The organism is Pseudomonas sp. MAG733B, assembly GCF_036884845.1.
GTDB lineage: Bacteria > Pseudomonadota > Gammaproteobacteria > Pseudomonadales > Pseudomonadaceae > Aquipseudomonas.
Genome location: NZ_CP145732.1, coordinates 2,738,896 through 2,751,222 on the forward strand (window position 1 = coordinate 2,738,896; position 12,327 = coordinate 2,751,222).

Annotated in this window: 14 protein-coding genes and 1 tRNA gene; 5 read left to right on the forward strand and 10 right to left on the reverse strand. The window is 60.8% G+C overall.

Translation table 11 applies throughout. The annotated features are described in order from the left end of the window. Window positions 1–33 precede the first annotated feature (33 nt). The 4 genes from V6Z53_RS12575 to V6Z53_RS12590 are packed head-to-tail and all read left to right on the forward strand — an operon-like array spanning window position 34 to window position 5,611. Entirely contained in the window at window positions 34–2,865 is a 2,832-nt protein-coding gene (locus tag V6Z53_RS12575) for a xanthine dehydrogenase family protein molybdopterin-binding subunit (RefSeq protein ID WP_338585825.1), read from the forward strand. Then, on the forward strand, window positions 2,858–3,397 hold the full coding sequence (locus V6Z53_RS12580; RefSeq protein ID WP_007982256.1) for a (2Fe-2S)-binding protein: 540 nt from the start codon (window positions 2,858–2,860) through the stop codon (window positions 3,395–3,397). Before V6Z53_RS12575 ends, V6Z53_RS12580 begins: the two co-directional genes overlap by 8 nt. A 2-nt stretch (window positions 3,398–3,399) precedes the next feature. Further along, the gene (locus V6Z53_RS12585; protein ID WP_338585826.1) at window positions 3,400–4,638 is read left to right on the forward strand and encodes a cytochrome c; all 1,239 of its coding nucleotides are present in this window, start codon (window positions 3,400–3,402) and stop codon (window positions 4,636–4,638) included. A gap of 1 nt (window position 4,639) precedes the next feature. Beyond that, complete coding sequence (locus V6Z53_RS12590; protein WP_338585827.1) at window positions 4,640–5,611, forward strand: XdhC family protein; 972 nt, start codon at window positions 4,640–4,642, stop codon at window positions 5,609–5,611. A gap of 89 nt (window positions 5,612–5,700) precedes the next feature. On the opposite strand, the gene V6Z53_RS12595 is transcribed toward V6Z53_RS12590, so the two are convergent. Continuing rightward, complete coding sequence (locus V6Z53_RS12595; RefSeq protein ID WP_338585828.1) at window positions 5,701–6,984, reverse strand: FAD-binding oxidoreductase; 1,284 nt, start codon at window positions 6,982–6,984, stop codon at window positions 5,701–5,703. A gap of 183 nt (window positions 6,985–7,167) precedes the next feature. Here V6Z53_RS12595 and V6Z53_RS12600 point away from each other — a divergent pair. Beyond that, window positions 7,168–7,244 (forward strand) — tRNA-Val (locus tag V6Z53_RS12600). A gap of 109 nt (window positions 7,245–7,353) precedes the next feature. Here V6Z53_RS12600 and V6Z53_RS12605 read toward each other — a convergent pair. The 9 genes from V6Z53_RS12605 to V6Z53_RS12645 form a co-directional block, all read right to left on the reverse strand. Further along, window positions 7,354–8,490, reverse strand: a complete 1,137-nt coding sequence (locus V6Z53_RS12605; protein ID WP_338585829.1) for a tyrosine-type recombinase/integrase — start codon at window positions 8,488–8,490, stop codon at window positions 7,354–7,356. Next, complete coding sequence (locus tag V6Z53_RS12610; protein ID WP_223511471.1) at window positions 8,490–8,723, reverse strand: hypothetical protein; 234 nt, start codon at window positions 8,721–8,723, stop codon at window positions 8,490–8,492. Before V6Z53_RS12610 ends, V6Z53_RS12605 begins: the two co-directional genes overlap by 1 nt. 37 nt (window positions 8,724–8,760) lie before the next feature. Next, window positions 8,761–9,054, reverse strand: coding sequence for a hypothetical protein (locus tag V6Z53_RS12615; RefSeq protein WP_338585831.1), 294 nt, complete (start codon window positions 9,052–9,054; stop codon window positions 8,761–8,763). A 50-nt stretch (window positions 9,055–9,104) separates the two neighbouring features. Continuing rightward, on the reverse strand, window positions 9,105–9,563 hold the full coding sequence (locus tag V6Z53_RS12620) for a hypothetical protein (RefSeq protein ID WP_338585832.1): 459 nt from the start codon (window positions 9,561–9,563) through the stop codon (window positions 9,105–9,107). A 132-nt stretch (window positions 9,564–9,695) separates the two neighbouring features. Next, complete coding sequence (locus tag V6Z53_RS12625) at window positions 9,696–10,145, reverse strand: hypothetical protein (RefSeq protein ID WP_338585833.1); 450 nt, start codon at window positions 10,143–10,145, stop codon at window positions 9,696–9,698. A gap of 53 nt (window positions 10,146–10,198) precedes the next feature. Beyond that, complete coding sequence (locus V6Z53_RS12630) at window positions 10,199–10,633, reverse strand: hypothetical protein (protein WP_338585834.1); 435 nt, start codon at window positions 10,631–10,633, stop codon at window positions 10,199–10,201. After that, window positions 10,630–11,298, reverse strand: coding sequence for a hypothetical protein (locus tag V6Z53_RS12635; RefSeq protein ID WP_338585835.1), 669 nt, complete (start codon window positions 11,296–11,298; stop codon window positions 10,630–10,632). Before V6Z53_RS12635 ends, V6Z53_RS12630 begins: the two co-directional genes overlap by 4 nt. 11 nt (window positions 11,299–11,309) lie before the next feature. Then, a complete protein-coding gene (locus tag V6Z53_RS12640; protein ID WP_338585836.1) occupies window positions 11,310–11,867 on the reverse strand; it encodes a hypothetical protein in 558 nt (185 codons plus the stop codon). Next, on the reverse strand, window positions 11,864–12,295 hold the full coding sequence (locus V6Z53_RS12645) for a hypothetical protein (RefSeq protein ID WP_338585837.1): 432 nt from the start codon (window positions 12,293–12,295) through the stop codon (window positions 11,864–11,866). Before V6Z53_RS12645 ends, V6Z53_RS12640 begins: the two co-directional genes overlap by 4 nt. Window positions 12,296–12,327 lie beyond the last annotated feature (32 nt).

Genomic DNA, 12,327 nt, shown 5'->3' on the forward strand with positions numbered 1-12,327 from the left:
GGGCGGACCCCATAACCGCCCAGAGGATGATCCATGTCCAACCGTGATATATCCCGGCGCTCGTTCCTTCAGGGCGGGCTGGTAGCGGGTGTGAGCGTGACGCTCACGCCATTGAGCAGCCAGGCGCTGGCAGCCTTGATGGAAAACAGCGTGACCGTGCCGTCCGAGCAATGGCTCGGCAACAACGGCAAGGCGCGCGCCCGTAATGACGCCTTGTCCAAGGTCTGCGGCAGCAAGGTGTTTGCCCGTGACATCCGCGCCAAGGACATGCCGGGCTGGCCGCAGCAGCAAGGCCACGCCATGCTGCTGAAAACCATCAAGGCCGACCGAATCTATGACGGCTATGACCTGTCGTGGCTCGGTGCCGAATTGCAACCGGACCGCATCGTCACCGCCGACGACCTGATCAAGGACGGCATCGCCTTCCCGGAAGAACACGCGCCTGATCCGCTGCTGCCGGCCGGCAAGGTGCCGATGTTCATCGGCCACCCGGTGGCGATCCTGATCTGGAACGACTTCGAGCGTTTCCGCCAGGCCAAGGCCCAACTCAAATTCAATGACAAAGCAATCCGCTACGGCGAGAAAGTGCCGTTCTACGAAGGCGATCCTTACGGCAGCTTCCGCTACGTGCGCGTTGGCGGTGCGACCTCGGCCGATGAAGACGAGTTCGCCAGCCTCAAGGATTCGATCCTGTTCCCGATGCTGAAAAACCGTCGTCCGGTGTGGAACTCGCAGCCGAACCTGCACGGCAACCTGACCGAGCGCGGCTTGTTCTATGCCGAGCGCATGAAGCAGCAGATCGACACACCGCCGGACAACTGGCTGGTGTTCGACGAACGCTACAAGACGCCATCGATCGAACCGGCCGCGATGGAGCCGGACAACGGCAACGGCTGGTACGACCCAGCGACCAAGACCCTGCATTTCGTGGTGGCGACACAGTGCCCGCTGGAAACCGCGACCGAGACCGCGAAGATGATCGCGCCGTCGCGTTTCGGCCTGGCTAACCTGAACATGCACCCCGGCTACACCGTCGGCTACGGCTCCAAAGACCACAACATTTTCGTCTACTACGCCGCCCTTGCAGCGTTGTACGGCGCCGGTGTGCCAGTGCGTCTGGCGAACGATCGCTACGAACAGTTCCAGAGCGGCATCAAGCGTCACCCGTTCGACATCCGCTATCAACTGGCGGTGGACAAGACCGATTACAGCTTCAAGATTTTCCGCGCCGAGATGAGCGTCGACGGTGGCGGCCGGGTCAACTACAGCCCGTCCGTGGCAGCGGTTGGCGCCACGGCGGCGCAGTCGATCTACTACATGCCGCAGAACGATTTGCAGGTGACGGCTTATCACTCCCGCGCCGTTGAAGCCGGGTCGATGCGTGGTTACGGCACCCTGCAAAGCATGGCGTCCACCGAGATGATGGTCGACGAAATCGCCGATCGCCTCGGTGTCGATGCCATCGATCTACGCCGCAAAAACGCGCTGCGTTCGGGCATGAAAAACACCCAGGGCGCGGTGCCTGCCGGTGCCTTGCGCCTGCACGAGATTCTCGACAAAGCGGCCGTTCACGACACCTGGAAAAACCGCAACGCGATCAAGCAACAACGCGAAGGCGCCGACCCGGATAACTGGTACGGCATCGGTTTCGCCATCTGCCAGAAAGACTTCGGCACCGGTTCCGAAGCGCCGATGGCCAGCATCGAATACACCGTTGACGGTCGCATCACCCTGCGCCACATCGGCATCGAAATCGGCACCGGCATGTCCACTTCCCAGGCGATGGTGGTGGCCGACTTCCTCGGCAACCCGGCGCACGAAGTGAAGACCGGCGAAACTGAATGGAAAGAGTTGCAGCTGATCAGCGGCGGCAACCCGTACATCATGAGTCAGGCCGAGCAGGACAACTTCCTGCGCAACCCGCGTTGGGTTGGCAAGGTCGCTTCGGCCTCATCCGCGACCAACTCGGCGTACTACTTCAGCCACGCCACCCGTGAAGCGGCACGCGTGCTGTTCAACCACGGCTTGTGGCCGGCGGCGATGGAAATCTGGCGACAAGGTCCTTTTGGCGGCCAAGCCAACCCTTACGTGGTGCGTCGCGAAGATGCCCATTGGGTCGACGGCAAACTCACCGCCAACGGCATGGAGCCTTTGCCGTTTGCGGTGCTGGCCAAGCGTGCCCACGAGCGCGGTCTGGTCACTGGCGCCACGGTCCACGGTTTTAACCGCTGGAGCTGGGCCGAGGCCGAGTACAGCATCGACGGTGTGCGTGAACGCTTGCCACTCGATGGTCTGGCCGTGAAGTACGGCGACGGTGCACCGAACGCCAAGAAAGCACAGATGAACAGCGCCGGTTTCCATCTGCTGGATCGGCAGAACATCGCCTACCCGGCGACCCAGCTGAACAACGCGGCGGTGACTTACTACAGCCCGGTCGCTACGCTGGTGGAAGTGAAGGTCAACAAGGGTTCAAACGAAGTGTCGGTGCTCAACCACCACTCGTGGGTCGAGTGCGGTCGGGTGCTGGTGCCGGAGTTGGTCAAGGGCCAGCTCGAAGGCGGTATCGCCATGGGCATCGGCCATGCGCTGATGGAAGAAATGCCGCTGTACGAAGGCGGGCCGGGGGAGGGTGACTGGAACTTCAACCGTTACCGCTTGCCGATGGCGCGCCACGTTGCGGTGTGGAAACAGACTGCGGAAATCCTGCCGCCATTGTCGCCGAGCGATCCGTCCAAAGGCATCGCCGAAGTGGTGATGATCCCGGTGGTCGGCGCCATCGGCAACGCCGTGGCCCATGCCATCGGTAAACGTGTCCGCGACCTGCCTATCACTTCTGCACGCATCAAGGAGGCCCTCAATGGCTAACCGTCCGCTTCAACTGACCCTCAACGGTCAATCCGTCGGCCCGGTGGACATCCCTGATGACCTGCCGATGATCGACTATCTGCACGAATACAAGAACCTCACCGGTTCGCGCCTCGGTTGCGGCCAGGGCATCTGCCACGCCTGCGTGGTGATCGTCGACAACCCTGACGGCACCAGCGAAGAAGTGCGCACCTGCATCACTGGCGCGCACTATTTCGAAGGCAAAAAGGTTCGGACCATCGAAGGCCATGCGACCCGCGACGAGCAGGGCAAGGTCACCGAGCTGAACCCGATCCAGCAGCGTTTTGTCGACGAGTTCGCCTTCCAGTGCAGCTACTGTGCACCGGGTTTTGTGAATGCCGCGACGGTGTTGGTCGAGAAGCTGCAACGCCAGCCAATCGTCAAAAGCCAGCTGGAAAAAGTCATCGAGGACAGCCTCGGTCATCACATCTGCCGTTGCACCGGGTACGTGCGCTACTACAGTGCCACGCGCAACGTGCTGACCGATCTCGGCCTGGTCAAGGAGGGTTAAGCATGAAGCAACTACTTAGCCGTCTGGCGTTGACGGTCGGCCTGGCTGCGCCTGTGTTGTTGGCCCACGCTGACGACGCGCAGGTCAAGCAAGGCGAATACCTCGCCCGCGCTGCTGACTGCATGGCGTGTCACACCGCGCCGGGTGGCGCGCCGTATGCGGGCGGCCTGCCGATCGTGTCGCCGTTCGGCACGATCTACGGCACCAACATCACCCCAAGCAAAGAGCACGGCATCGGCCTGTACAACGACGATGAATTCTTCGCCGCGTTGACTGAAGGCAAGCGTCGCGACGGCGCGAACCTGTACCCGGCGATGCCGTACACCTCGTATCACCTGATGCCGCGAGCGGATTCCGATGCGATTCACGCCTACCTGAAAACCGTCGAGCCCATCGAGCGCGCCGCGCCGGTCACCAGCCTGACCTTTCCGTTCAACGTGCGCCCGGGCCTGATGGGCTGGAACATGATGTACGGCAAGGACGTGAAGCTGGAATCCGCCGAAGGCAAAAGCGAAGCCTGGAAGCGCGGCCAGTACATGGTCGACGTGCTCGGCCACTGCGGCGAATGCCACACGCCACGCGGCCTGCCTGGCGCGATGCAGATGGACAAGCGCATGACCGGCGGCATCCTCAATGGCTATCTGGCACCGAGCCTGTTGGCCACTGACCTGGCGGCTCGCGGCTGGAACCATCAGGACCTGAGCTCGTTCCTCAAGCACGGCATGAGCGCCCAGGGCACGATGTTCAACGAGATGTTCCCGGTGTTCCACAACAGCACTCAGGGCCTCACTGACCCGGATCTGGCCGCGATGGCCACGTTCCTGCTCGGCGATCAGCCGCCAGCAGCAAAACTGCTGACTGACGTGCCGTTGGACAAACTCAGCGCCAGCGCCCAGCGTGGTCGTCAGGATTACCTTAACGTCTGCGCCGGTTGCCATGCGGCAGGCGGCGAAGGTAAGCCGCATATCGCCGTGGCCATGCGCGGCAACACCACGTTGCGCCTGGAAGATCCGCGCAATCTGGTGCGGGTGATCGACGATGGTATCGGCGAACAGAAGTTCTCCGGGTTTGAGCACATGCAGCCGATGCCGGGATTCGTCGAGAAACTTAGCGATGAGCAACTGACCGATCTGCTGAACTACCTGCGTCAAGGGTGGGGCGGTCAGCCGGGTGACCTGGCTGTGAACGCTGTGCAGAAGTTGCGCGCCGATGCGCCGCCGCTTGAGCACAAGGCGCACTGACATGCAGCATCTCGATCTGCAAGTGGTGCGCCGGGCGTTGGAGTGGTCGGTGACTGGTCAGCGCGTGTGGCTGTGCACGGTCCTCGCCACTTACGGCTCGGCACCTCGCGCACCGGGTTCGTTGTTGGCGGTGAACGCCGACGGCCAGTGGATCGGTTCGCTGTCGGGCGGTTGCGTCGAAGAAGACTTCCTTGAGCGCGTCGCCGAAGGTGCGTTTGAGGAAGCAGTCAGCGTCGTGCGTTATGGCGAAGGTGATGATCCGCGCTCGCGGGTCAGCCTGCCCTGTGGCGGCGTGCTCGATGTGTTGGTGGAGAAGCTGGATTCAGATTGCGACGTTCAGGCGCATCTGCGGGAACTGGAGGCGGCGCTGTTGGGCCGACGTCGATTGATCCGCGAAGTCGATTTGGTCAGCGGTGCGCGCAGCCTGCTCGATGACCGAGAGCAGGGTGTGCGCGTCGAACGCGAAATCGACCGGGTTCGCCTGCGCATCGGTGCGGCACAGCGCTTGTTGCTGGCCGGGTATTCCAGTGTGGCGCAGGCGTGTGCGGAGTTTGCGGTGGGCCTTGGATTCGAAGTGATTCTCTGCGATCCACGGGACGAAGTGCTCGAAGGCGTGGTGCTGGACAACGTGGAGATCCGTCGTCAACTGCCCTCGGTGTTCATCGCCGACGGTGGCTGTCACAGCGACACGGCGGTGGTGGCGCTGACCCACGATCCGCGCATCGATGACCTGGCAATGATGGAAGCCGTGCGCACCGAAGCGTTTTACATCGGTGTGATGGGCTCGATGCAAACTTCGCAAAAGCGCTTTGAGCGGTTGCGGCGTATCGGTGGGCTGGGCGATGCCGAACTGGCGCGGATTCATGCGCCGATCGGTTTGAACCTGGGCAGCAAGACACCGGCGGAAATTGCCCTTGCGGTACTGGCCGATATTTTGCGGATTCGAAGTGGCATAGCGCGGGATCGACTTTAAGATCAAAAGATCGCAGCCTTCGGCAGCTCCTACATTGATTGCGCATTTCTGTAGGAGCTGCCGAAGGCTGCGATCTTTTGTTTTAACGGTCAATACCCGAATTTATCCCGCAACCCGTAATACCACGCACCCAGCGCCGCAAACGGTGTACGCAGCAATTGCCCGCCGGGAAACGGGTAGTGCGGCAAGTCGGCAAACGCGTCGAAACGCTCGGCCTGGCCACGCAATGCTTCGGCCAGGACCTTGCCCGCCAGATGCGTGTAAGTCACGCCGTGGCCGCTGCAACCCTGGGAGTAGTAGATGTTGTCGCCCAGTCGCCCGACTTGCGGCAGACGCGACAGGGTCAGCAGGAAGTTGCCGGTCCAGGCGTAATCGATCTTCACGTCCTTGAGTTGTGGGAAAGCCTTGAGCATTTTCGGGCGGATGATCGCCTCTATGTTCGCCGGATCCCGCGCGCCATACACCACGCCACCGCCGAAAATCAGGCGCTTGTCGCCCGTCAGACGGTAGTAGTCGAGCAAGTAGTTGCAGTCTTCGACGCAGTAATCCTGAGGCAGCAGGCTTTTCGCCAACTCGTCGCCCAAGGGCTCGGTGGTGATCACCTGAGTGCCGCAAGGCATCGACTTCGCCGCCAACTCCGGCACCAGATTGCCCAGGTACGCGTTGCCCGCAACGATAATGAATTTTGCCCGGACCTTGCCCTGTGGCGTGTGCACCACCGGATTCGCGCCGCGTTCGATGCGCACCGCTGGTGATTGCTCATAAATGACGCCGCCCAGCGACTCCACAGCCGCCGCTTCGCCCAGCGCCAGATTAAGCGGATGAATGTGCCCGCCGCTCATGTCGAGCATGCCGCCGACGTATTGGTCGCAGGCCACCACTTCACGGATGCGCCGCTCATCCAGCAACTCGAGTTGCGTGTGACCGAAGCGTTCCCATAGACGCTTCTGCGACTCCAGGTGGCCCATCTGCTTGGCAGTGATGGCGGCGAACACGCCACCGTCCTTCAAGTCGCACTGGATATTATATTTGGCGACCCGCTCGCGAATGATCCGCGCACCCTCGAACGCCATCTGCCCCAGCAACTGAGCCTGCTTGGGGCCGACACTGCGTTCGATCACATCGATATCGCGGCTGTAGCTGTTAACGATTTGCCCGCCATTCCGCCCAGACGCACCGAAACCGACTTTGGCGGCTTCCAGTACCGTGACCTTGAAACCGTTCTCCAGCAGAAACAGGGCAGAGGACAGGCCGGTGTAACCGGCGCCGATTACACAGACATCAGTCTCCACGTCATCCTGCAATGCCGGGCGCGGCGGAACCGCGTTGGCCGATGCGGCGTAGTAGGACTCTGGGTAGGGAGTGTTCGCCATCCTGCAGCCTCTGTTTAATATATTTTACGAGTGCGTCGATCCTACCCGAGTTAAAAAACCACCGCCAGCCACGGGAAAATCTTCTTTGCAGCGGCGAAATTAAATATTTTGCATATTCATAGGGTTAGCTCGAAAAAAGGTGTTGACACCCCTCCGGAATTCCGTAGAATGCCGCCTCACAGCAGGCACGTAGCTCAGTTGGTTAGAGCACCACCTTGACATGGTGGGGGTCGTTGGTTCGAGTCCAATCGCGCCTACCAAACAAAATCCGCTCTGCTGGGCGGTCTAGAGGGGTCACCGGGAACGGTGACCCCTTTTTGCATTCTGCGATTTGCAAAACTTTTGCAAAACTTTTGCAAAACTCCCACCTCAGAACGCCAATTCGGCGCCCACCTCCAGGTACTCGATCTTCTTTTCGTCGTGCCCCTCCTGATAGTGCTTCGTCATTTTCTCGTCCGCATGCCCCATCAGCGCCTGGATGTATTCCTGCGGGAATTTTTGCTGCTCGTACAGCCATGCCCCTAAAGCGCGAATCTCGTGAAACGTGGGGCGCTCACCCTTCGGCACTTGGTCGTAGGCGTGCGCGGCGTCCCTGGCCTTGCTGAACTCCTTGGTCAGGTAATCCGGGGTCACCGACGTCCAATGGTCCTTTGCGTCGATCTGCTCCCGTCGGCGCGCCTTCGGCTTGTAATGGATAAGGTACGGCGACACGATCGGCGATCGCATGCACTCACCGACCACCTCACGCAACGCGGCTCCCATGGTGATCTTCAGGTGAACCGGGTTTTCGTAGCCCTGGGTCTTCCCGGGCGAGACTGTCAGCGTGTTCTTGTCCATGTCGACGGCCGACTTCAACCAGGTAACGATGTCCTCGCGGCGCTGAAGGCTGGCCAGCGCCAGGCGGACGGCACGCTTCAGCCACGGTGGCGTGGTCGCGGCATCAATGATCGTCATCAGTCCTTCGAGCGTGTGCCGCTGGCGCTTCTTCTCCGCCTCCTTCTTCACCAGAGTCAGCTCGGCGTTGTTGCGCTCGGCCAGGCCCTTGGCAACGGCGAAGGCGAAGATTTGCACCCACAGACCGCGATGCTTCGTGTAGGCGTTGTTGCTGAACTGGTCCAAGTATTCAGCCATGGCCAGCACGTCGAGCTGCCCAATGAGCCTTTCGCCCAAGTCCTGCCGGTACCGCTCGAGCTTGAATTTGATTTCCTCCAAGGTGCGGGCGGCGTAACCCTTGTCCGGCAGCCACTCGTCCGTGAAACGCTGCAGCAGGTTGCTGACGATCGGCAATCGATCCCCAGTCAGGACAGCGAGCAGCGATCCGTCGTCCACGACCAGCTCCGCGAACTTCAAGTTTGCCGCCCTGGCCAGCTTGATCGCTTCCTCCAGCGGCCGGTTGATGCTGGTCATCACGCCGGTGACGGGGTTTCGGTACCGCCAATACTTACCGTTCGGGTAAAGGTTTGGCGGAAGCTTCTTGTTTTGAAGCGTGCGCGGCCGGGCAGCCATCACCCGATCTCCAGCATTTTGGCCAGCAGCGGGTCACTCGAACCCATAATCGCTGCCTGCACATCGACGAAATACATCCCGCCTTTTACCTCTCCAATCACTTCGCCTTCCTCAATCCATTTTTTCAACTGTTGCAGGCTCGGCTTTCCGCCGACGTACCGCAGCTTTCTGTATTCGCCGGCCTCCATGAGGCGCGGCAGCTTGACCGTAATTTGGGCCAGAACTTTTGCCATGATGATGCTCCGCGCCGCGTGGCGGCATAAGGTGGGGTCAGTGTTTGATGAGGCGAAGGCCGGTGCCGTCGGCAACGATGTTGATTCGGCTGGCCTCGAACGAGGGCGAACGCAAAACCGTGGCAATCAGATCCGGTAGAGCCTGAAGCAGCTCGGGGCGCATCTGGTTGTAGTCGACGCAGTGCAGGGTGTGCAGGATGCTGTAAGCCTCCCTGTCTGGTTTCACATCCATCATTTTTATGATGGTGTCGAGCGTGCAGATGCTGAAGTGCGAGCTTTGCACCATCTTCTTGAGCGCGGCCTCGGCCGCCATTACTTTCAATTCAGACACAGGGATTCCTCGCCCGCCGTTCACCGGCAGGCTGGTAGGTGGAAGAGGGGTTAGGACTTTGTCGTCTGCTGGCGTTTGCGCGCCGCTGCAACCAAGGCTTTCGATGTACTGGCAACGCCGCCGGCAACGTCCTCGGGCAGGATGGCGGTATTGCAGTGCGGGCAGAGCGGGGCCATCTTCGTACTGCGCCAGGCTTCGTCCATCACCTTTGCGGCCCGGCTTCGGATCTGGAACTTCTCAGCCTCAGCCAGCTCCGCCGAGCGGCGATTAATTCGGGATGCCGCGGCGCTGAACTTCTCAACCAGGTTGGTGAACGCGTCGAATGGCTCGACCTCCGCCTCGCAATCGCTGCACCAGACGCGCCGCTCTTTTTCGTCATAGACGAGTTGCTTGTGCCGGCAGGAGGAAGCAGGGCGCCGGGTCATGCCGCGAGCCACCCGGATGTCCTCGATCTGCACGACCTTCACGCCGTACAGGTATTCTTGCGGTTCAATCGGTGCATCACTCATCGCCACGGCCCCTTGTAGATGAGCCAGAGCATGTAGAGCGGGGCTGCTATTGGGATGATCATGTGGCCACCGCTGCGACAGAGAGGAAGATGGCGCCCCAGATGCAGGCGCTGACAGCCATTGCTTTCAGGATCATGGCGACACCTGCCGGCTGACATTCCTGACATCCTCAGCGGTAACCGTGTACGGAACGATGTCCTTAACCGTGAAGAAATCCGGCTGGCAGTACTTCCGTGCCCATGCCTTAAGTGGCTCAAGGGCTGCCTCAAGATCAATCAGTGCGGACTTATCTATGGATGGATAATCGTCTACCCACTCGCCCGCATCGCCGGATGCAGCGTTATCCCACATGATTTCCGTGATCTGGTTCGCGTCAGGTAAGTAGCCCGCCGGGTCATCCTTGCATTCAGTGCCGCGAGAAATCGTGTCGCCTATGGCCAGCCCGTTACCGAGGCCGGGGCCAAAGCTTGTACCTTCACTGGCGCTGCCGTAGTTGTCGCGGATCAGATCGGCGAGGCTGTTGTAGTCCCACGATCCGTTCTTGCCACTGATAGACCACTTTTCATTGACTGGCTTTTCCATTGGGCAATACCTGTCCTTGCCGCTATAGCGGCTGACTTTGAAGGGGGAGGGAGTTACTGCGCTGGTGGCAGGAGTTTCTGTGCTGCTTCAACCATCCGGCGGCCATCGGGCAGCAACATGTGAGGCATGAACACCTCTTCGAACGTCATCAGCTGACATTCGACGGCGGTGACCTGGGCTTTCACCCAGTCTCGCAGCAGTGAGCACACGGCGATTTGGGCGACATCGGCTGCCTTCTGCATGTGCTCAGCCGGTGTTGAGCGCATTCTGCTGCTATGCGGGTGCTCGCGGAGCCAGGCTGTAGCGTAACCACCCCAGTGGCCGGGCAGTTGTACGGTGCGGCCGTGGTGCTCGAACTGCACCAGGGTGATCTGCTCTTTCGCCTTGTGCATGATCCCGTAATTGTCGCAGCCGAACCGGCCAAGGATCTTCTGAATTTCAGCGAAGGCCTTGTCGCCGCTGGTTGCATTCTCGTACGGCAGGCTCATGGCTCGTCGTACTCCATTGGAGGCATCGACTCGATGCCGATGATTGCAGCAGCGGCTTTAAGCTTGCCTCGGACAATCCCCAAGGCATAGGCTCGATCCTGAAAGTCGGACGCCTGGTCGACGAGGTCTTCATATTCACCGGCGATGAACTGCCGGTGGTCGTCGATCAGCAGTTGACCGTCCTCCGGGTGCTGCTGAGTCAGCTCATCAATCCGCTGATCCGCTGCGTTCAGGCGCAGCTGCAGTGCGTCACGCTCGGCGATGAGCCGGATGACGTGGGCGCGGTCTACCAGCTCAGTTCCCACGAGCAGCCGGTCAATCCCCGGACGATGCTCAACAAATGTTTCCTTGAAGTACTCGCCTTGCTCATTGACCACAGCGACTACTTCGATTTGCCCATCGGTTGGCGCGGAGGGAGCAGATCCGAGCATGGCCGCCCAGCAAAGCTTCGCGCGGAACGCCGCTTGTTGGCAGCCGCTCATCTCTTGGTACTGCTCCCACACTTCCTCGTCGGTGAAGCACTCGTCTGGTTCCGATTCAAAGCCGTTGATCACCATGGTTTCGGTCGGCTCTACCGGTACAAGCTTCCACTGCCTGTCCATCCTGAGATCTCCGCTATCAGCCTCGCACGCCGGGCCGAGATAAATAATTTTTGGCTCGCTCACCTTGAACCCCCTCAATTGTCCGTACCCGTGTAGGTGCGCCAAGGGACCTTGACGCCGTTGACCAGAAAGCCCCAGTCACCGCGCCACTTGCTGGTGATGAAGAGGGTGATGACGCCGCCGGGGGATACCTGGTCGATGCGGTGGTATTCGCCGTGGTTCAGGCGAGCGGTGTCGCCTGGCTGGCGATCGAGGTGCTCGGTGGCTTGGTAACCAGTGGGCAGGGTGCGCCCGAGCAGAACCGGGTCGTCGTGATCGAGCAGCCGCTGTTCCGTGTACCAGCCGCGCAGGATGATCGTCCTCGCATTCCACGGGTGGTCATGCAGATCCCGATCTTCGTCCGGCCGCATGATGTGGTGGATACGGAAGGACCACGGGAACCACCAGAGCGCCGGCTTATGCGTGGTTCGGGAGTAGGGGTTGAACAGCCACCAGCGGCCCATGTACATCTCGGCGCCGTCGGCAGACATGATGTGCAGGTACGGGGTGCGCTGGGCACGGGCGATGAGCCAAGCGGCAATGGCCGGGCGGGCCAGCAGCTTGGCGACTAGGCGCCAGAAGAGATTGATCATGCAGCCTCCAGGACTGGTTGACGGAAAACGGGAAGGGCGCCGGCCTGCTCGCGCACAGCCTTCATGCCAGCCTCGTCGTAACCCCAGATATTGCTGTCTTCGAACCGTTCAGGCCCGAGATAGCCACGGTTCAGCGGCTCACCGGTGCAGATGTAATCGCGAAAGGCTTCGACCAGACTGCGCAGCGTGCCGCCATGACTGAACCCGCGCCACCGGCCACCCCAGACTGTTTCATGCGTGAAGACGCGCTTGCCGCTGTAGTCGTCAATGATCCACACCTTGCCGCGGTGATCGACTTCCATGCTGGCGTAGCGATTTACCGCCTGGCTGTAGAAGAATCGGCGGCCGTGGTCGGCGATTATCCGGATAGCCTGATTGACGTGCTCGGCGCGCTGGCGCTTCAGAGCGAGTTTGTTTTCTGTGGGCATGGGGCGTCCTATGCCGGGTCATGCCCGGGCGG